Below are 6,000 nucleotides of genomic sequence, written 5' to 3' on the forward strand. Positions count from 1 at the left end.
AATTCTGTGGATAAAAAATAGAAATTGTACTTCGCTGGAAAGCATCAGGGATCAGCAGTAAAAACGGAAACTCTTCATCCATTCTAGACACTAGTGGAGAAATTTTCCTCTGCCTATCCAAAAATGAGGCGGCATTATGGACCTGTTAAAGCAGGATGGCAAGCGCTTTCAGCAAATTATTTTTGATGGGAATAAGGTGGCAAATAATTGCTACTATTGCCCCACAGCGTAGCCACAACGGGGGCAAGTATGGCAACAAAACGTGAGTTAAAGCGCTTTTATCTTTTCCACTAATTCTCTTGATAACCCCCAGTCGTATTGATTGTAAAGCCGTCCCAGTGTCTGATGAGGTGCTCCGGCGTAAAACAGTTCATATTGGTGATGTCTTGAGGCAAATTCAGAACCAATAGCATCCCAGACCAGTTTCATGAACTTGACCTTCTCAGTAGGGGAAACGATAGATGAGTATTGTGTTTTCTCAATAATACTCAAAATTTCAGAATTTTCTAAATCAGACTGACTTGATGGCATCATCAAAATTCCGCCACCCGCTAACTTTCTGATCGTCTCCAGTACATTTGGATATGTAGACTGCCCGATGACCCGATATGTATAAAGCAACGTTTTGTCAGGTAGATAAAATCCATTCTCAATTTTTGGACAATGGAGCACACTTTTAAATAACCCTTCAATATTCATGGCATAGGAAGCAAGCTGTGCCAGTGATTCTTTTACGGGTGGATATTCGCTGACACCATTATTTTCAGCCATTTCCTGAGCCATACCAGCCAGAAAATGTAGTTTTACCGCGTAACGGGCAATACTCTGAATATCCATCAGGAGTTCCGTTGCGGTTGAATCTACCTGCTTAAAACACATCTCGATATCTTCGCAGACGAATACCCTTTCCCAGGGAACCAGAACATCATCGAAATAGATGGTGGAATCGTTCTCATCAAAACGGGATGATAGCGGATAATCAGCGGGGTTAGCTCCCTGCTCGTAAGAACGTCTGGATATAATTTTTATGCCCTTGGTATTGATCGGCATAGCAAAAGAGAGCGCATAGCGTTCATCAACGCCTTTTTTCATCGGCTTATGCGAACCAACTAATATTTCATCTGCTAATGCTGCGCCGGTAGCAACCATTTTTGCTCCCCGAACCACAATACCTTTAGCATTTTTTTCCACAACCCCAACGGTATGGTAAATATTCTTTTCATGCGCACCCGGTGTTTTTGAGCGATCGCCCTGTGGGTTAATCAGCGCATAGGCCAGATAAAGATCATTTTCACTCACATAGGCAAAATAATTCCGTAAAGCATCAGCGCGTTCCTGAGAATAAGATTCGAACAACTCAATATGCGTGACCATTCCGGTAAGCACTGCTGCTGCATTATCCGGGCTTCTGCCAAGCCAGCCGACAGTCTGTTTCGCCCACTCATATGCAGCCTGACCACGTGCAATCAGCTTCTCGGGGGTGGAAGGTAACTGCCAGTACAGACTCATCTGCTCGTCGGTTTCTGTCCTGAAAGTCATTGTATCTGCATGTTGGATTTTATAATCATACAGGCTTGCTACAGATCTAATCGCATTCCTGAACGCAGGGTGATCCACATGATCTGTAACTTTTTCTCCATTAATAAAAATGGTGCGTCCATCACGCAAATTTTCTATATATTGCTTTCCGGTTCTTATCATACTTTCCATGCTCCTATCGATAATGATAATTTTAAAGGTCAAGCAAAGAAATATTTTCAGTTAGCACTAGATATCAAATATACAAAGAAAACTGTCCACAACTGGAAATAGTATAATTACCATAGTTCTCATTAAAATACGCCAGAGAACAACAAAATATAAACTGCAATAATACAGACCGTGATTACTCTTTCTGGCAAAAAATATACTTTCAAAGAAATGGAATATAATTATTCTAATTAACCAGAAAAGCCATATCAAATTACATCACCTTCGTGATCAATAACATACAAAATAGGTTTCCACGCAAAAAAACCATATTAACTAATATTCAGCAACTCCCCTTTCATTTTTTAATGTTATAAAACAAATAATAGAAGCCAACATTGTTATTCCCACTAATATATATATCAATATATTGAAAGCGTCATTATAAATAATCAGGAGCTCCTGATCAGACAAATGAATAAACAGGCTGCTGGCATTGCCAAAATTACCTGTTGTCAAATTACTTGCCGCCGTAGAAATCACTTTGGTGGGCTGTTGTGAAACTTGCTGTAAACTTATTTGTAGTAAAAAATTGAGCATCGCTAATGCTCCCGCAACGCATATGGCCTCACCGCAAGCTCGCATAGTTGTGAAAATACCTGTTGCCATTCCTGCCCGTTCTATAGGCACTACCCTAATAGCAAGATCGTCCATCAATCCCCACGGAAAACCTGTACCAACACCTATCAACATCAATGGCAATATTAACTCTGTCGGTTGTGTACCAATAGGTATGTTTGCTAACCATGCTAACCCTGCTGATGCACATAATAAACCCAGACATGAAAGTACCGGCGATGAAAACCAGCGCGTTAACAAAGCCGCGAAAAAAGGAACAACAAGCATTGGTGCTGACAATGCAAGCATTATTTCGCCAGCTTCAATTGCACTGTAACCTTCAATACCAATTAATCGAATTGGAAACAAAATCAGCAAAACAATAAAACAAACCGCAGTTGCCAGTGGCAAAAGTTGTACTCCAACAAACTTTTTAAAACGAAAAAGAGATAAATCCAGCATTGGGCGAGTATGCGTTAATTCGCAAATAATAAAAATACACAACTTCATGACGGAAGCACCAAATAGTAAAAGAACAGAAACGCTTCCAAGACCACTTTGTGGAATTTGCATAATACCAAATGTTAATAACACTAAAAATGCAGTGAAACTAATTACACCTTTAATATCGAGTTTTGCTGCATTAGGATCCCGTGACTCACGCATTTGGATACAACCAATTACCAGTGCAATTCCTCCAAACCAAGCCCCCAATAAAAATACAGATCTCCAACCAAATATTTCTATCAAAACACCTGATATCACCGGCCCAAAGGCTAAACCCACACCAAAAGCTGTCCCTAACAAACCAAAAGCCTTTGTTCTTGCTCTTCCATCAAATTCCTGTGCTAAAGCAGCATTCCCCCCCGCCATAGTCAGTGCTGCGAAAAAACCTTGTATTCCACGTAATAAATCAAGATAAACAACGCTATTGGCAACAGTAACAAGAAGAGAAAATAGTGTGAAACCCGTTATACCGCTCACAAACATTTTCTTGCGTCCATATTGGTCAGCTAACGCTCCTGCTGCCATTACAGCACTACCAAAACTTAATGCGAATGCATTAATAACCCAAGATAATGCAATTGCACTCCCCTTCAACTCAGATTGAATCGCAGGTAAAGCTACAGCTGGTCCCGTATATTCAAGAGGTAAAATCAGCCCGGCAATACAAACAGCTGCCAATACCCAATACCGACGCCATGACTTCTTCGCCATTTGCAATCTATGCCCCACAAAAGTTTTTAATAGCTTTATTTTACTTCTGTACCATCATAATAATATTGCTATATGTTCAAATGAAAATTGTGGGAATAGCATGAATCATGATTTGGCACTCTGGCAGCTCTTTTTTCGAATTGCCGAAAAAGGAAGCCTGATAAAAGCAGCAAAAGACTTACGATTAGATCCCTCTGTTGCTAGCCGACGTTTAGCTGCTCTTGAACAACAGCTAAAAGTTCAATTAATTAATCGTTCAACCAGAAAATTAAGCCTGACAGAAGCAGGAAAGTTAGCTTATTTCCGGATGTTACCTTTGCTTAATGAAATAGATAATACATTGAGTGATATCAGCGGTAATGCATTATCTGGAATAATTAAGATTACTGCTCCGGTGAGTTTTGGAGAACACTACGTCACACAATGGTTAACCGTATTTCAACATAAAAACCCAGACATTATATTTGACATAGTACTTTCAGATAGTTGCCTGGATCTCCGACAGGAAGGGATTGATCTCGCGATCCGAATTGGCGAATTACCTGACTCAACCCTGATCGCTAAAAAATTGGGAAATATTTCTGGAGTATTATGCGCCAGCCCTAAATATCTGGCAAAGTATGGAACACCAATGTATCCACAGGATTTAACGAAACATAAATCGATTATTTACTCACTACATCAAAATATCCATCCAACCAACCTTCAATTATCCCGCAATGAATTAATCGAACGAGTAGAGTTATTCGGTAGTTTTTACCTTAATAATGTAGGAGCAATTTATCAGGCTGTATGTGATGGAGCAGGTATCCATGCAGGACCAAAGTGGTTATTCAATAATGCTATTAAAGACAGAATATTAATCCAATTATTACCTGACTGGACTCTCCCTTCACTACCGGTTCATCTTTTAAGAGTACAAAATAACTATGTCCTCAACCGGATATTAATATTAAGTGACTGGATAACGGAATGCTGGAAGCAGGTTGAGAATATATAATAATATTCGATACACACCCTATACTAATAGACTGTTCCTTTTAAAAGAACGTATTAAATTTCATTCCTTTTTATTATATATTCACTATAGAATAATTAAATATAAACTTATATAAAAATAACATATCAATCAACTCTAAATGAGGTTGTTACCTATGATTATTAATGATAAGTCAAATGTATCTCAGGTTGTTAATACAATTGATGATTTATCACTCATACATGAATGTTATCATTGCATACTGGGAATGAAACGAAACGAAAAACTCACAAATATAAATTGGTTCCACTCAAGTGATATCTCTCTTTCAATATTACAAATACATATAATTGACTTACTTCTCTCAATGGAGAAAAGTAAGTATAAACAGGCTAAATCACTCATCGAGATACTAGAAAAAATAAGTAAAAAAGAATCTGATGAACGCGCTGATTTAATCAACTCCGGTATAATTTCTTTAATTAATCAAAATTATTATCAGGCCAGAAATTATTTCTATAAATGCTTACTAAAAAACCCTAAAGATATATTCAGTTTTTATACATGTCATATGATTGAATTCAACAATGGTATGACCGGAACCATGCTTGAAACACTCAGTCTTGTTAACAAACACTGGGGGATTAACGATGAGTTTTATAGCTATTTCAAAGGTATTAAGGCCTTCATTCTGAATGAAAACGGGTATCATGATGAATCTTATGACAGTGCAGCCAGTTCACTGAAAATAAATAGTTTCGATATTTATGCGATTCATGCCATCTGCCACTATTTTTATGATAAGAAATTATTTCATGAGGGAAAGGAGTGGATGGATGAAAGGAAAGACATTTGGCATAACAACTATGGCATGAGGATCCACCTGTTCTGGCACTATGCGATGTTTCTCATGGAAATTAACGAAATTGATCAGGCATTAGACATATATCATCAGATTCGTCATAAAAATGACAGGCATGGACTTGAAGATTTAGACGCCACTTCTTTATTATTTAAAATGAAATTCACGCATGGAAGGGACGACCAATATATACAAAAACATGCAAATTTACTTTTCGAGTCATGGAATAATAAAGATGAACTTGGTTTTTATTTCTTCAATGATTTCCATGCAGCGTTAGTCTTTGGCATTAATAAGCGATTCGATATGATAGATTTCTTGATTGAGAAAACAGAGAAAAGTAACCCGATAGGCTACTATAATACAAAAATAAACATCCTTGAATCGATAAGAAATTATAGTCAGGAAAATTATAAAAATGTAGTCTTACTTCTGCAAGAACCTATGAACTATCAATTCATGGGAGGAAGCCGAATTCAACGAAGTATTATCAATGAGATATTTAATGATGCTAAATTAAAACTGGGAATAAAAAATAAATTTCAAAATACCTTGCTGCTCTCTGAAATATAATTACATTTATTTATGTGATTACGGCATTTACTAAATGCATCTTAGCCATATAATTAATTAT

At 37.4% G+C, this 6,000-nt stretch carries 4 protein-coding genes; 2 read left to right on the plus strand and 2 right to left on the minus strand.

Annotated elements, in window-relative coordinates; genetic code table 11:
* Positions 1–267: 267 nt before the first annotated feature.
* Together AACX68_RS15450 and AACX68_RS15455 are read right to left on the minus strand one after the other, a co-directional pair.
* On the minus strand, positions 268–1,701 hold the full coding sequence (locus AACX68_RS15450; protein ID WP_228858106.1) for a 4-hydroxyphenylacetate 3-hydroxylase family protein: 1,434 nt from the start codon (positions 1,699–1,701) through the stop codon (positions 268–270).
* Between the two features lie 324 nt (positions 1,702–2,025).
* Entirely contained in the window at positions 2,026–3,525 is a 1,500-nt protein-coding gene (locus tag AACX68_RS15455) for an MFS transporter (RefSeq protein ID WP_228858107.1), read from the minus strand.
* A 100-nt stretch (positions 3,526–3,625) separates the two neighbouring features.
* Here AACX68_RS15455 and AACX68_RS15460 point away from each other — a divergent pair, with 100 nt between their 5' ends.
* Both AACX68_RS15460 and AACX68_RS15465 read left to right on the plus strand, forming a co-directional pair.
* On the plus strand, positions 3,626–4,525 hold the full coding sequence (locus AACX68_RS15460; RefSeq protein ID WP_228858108.1) for a LysR family transcriptional regulator: 900 nt from the start codon (positions 3,626–3,628) through the stop codon (positions 4,523–4,525).
* Positions 4,526–4,679: 154 nt separating this feature from the next.
* Positions 4,680–5,939, plus strand: coding sequence for a hypothetical protein (locus AACX68_RS15465; protein ID WP_228858109.1), 1,260 nt, complete (start codon positions 4,680–4,682; stop codon positions 5,937–5,939).
* The last annotated feature ends 61 nt before the right edge of the window (positions 5,940–6,000 follow it).

Source organism: Xenorhabdus sp. PB61.4 (assembly GCF_963894935.1).
Lineage (GTDB): Bacteria > Pseudomonadota > Gammaproteobacteria > Enterobacterales > Enterobacteriaceae > Xenorhabdus > Xenorhabdus stockiae.

Coding starts and splice junctions, on each gene's coding strand:
- AACX68_RS15460 (WP_228858108.1), top strand. CDS start 3,626: ATGAATCATGATTTGGCACTCTGGCAGCTCTTTTTTCGAATTGCCGAA.
- AACX68_RS15455 (WP_228858107.1), bottom strand. CDS start 3,525: ATGGCGAAGAAGTCATGGCGTCGGTATTGGGTATTGGCAGCTGTTTGT.
- AACX68_RS15465 (WP_228858109.1), top strand. CDS start 4,680: ATGATTATTAATGATAAGTCAAATGTATCTCAGGTTGTTAATACAATT.
- AACX68_RS15450 (WP_228858106.1), bottom strand. CDS start 1,701: ATGATAAGAACCGGAAAGCAATATATAGAAAATTTGCGTGATGGACGC.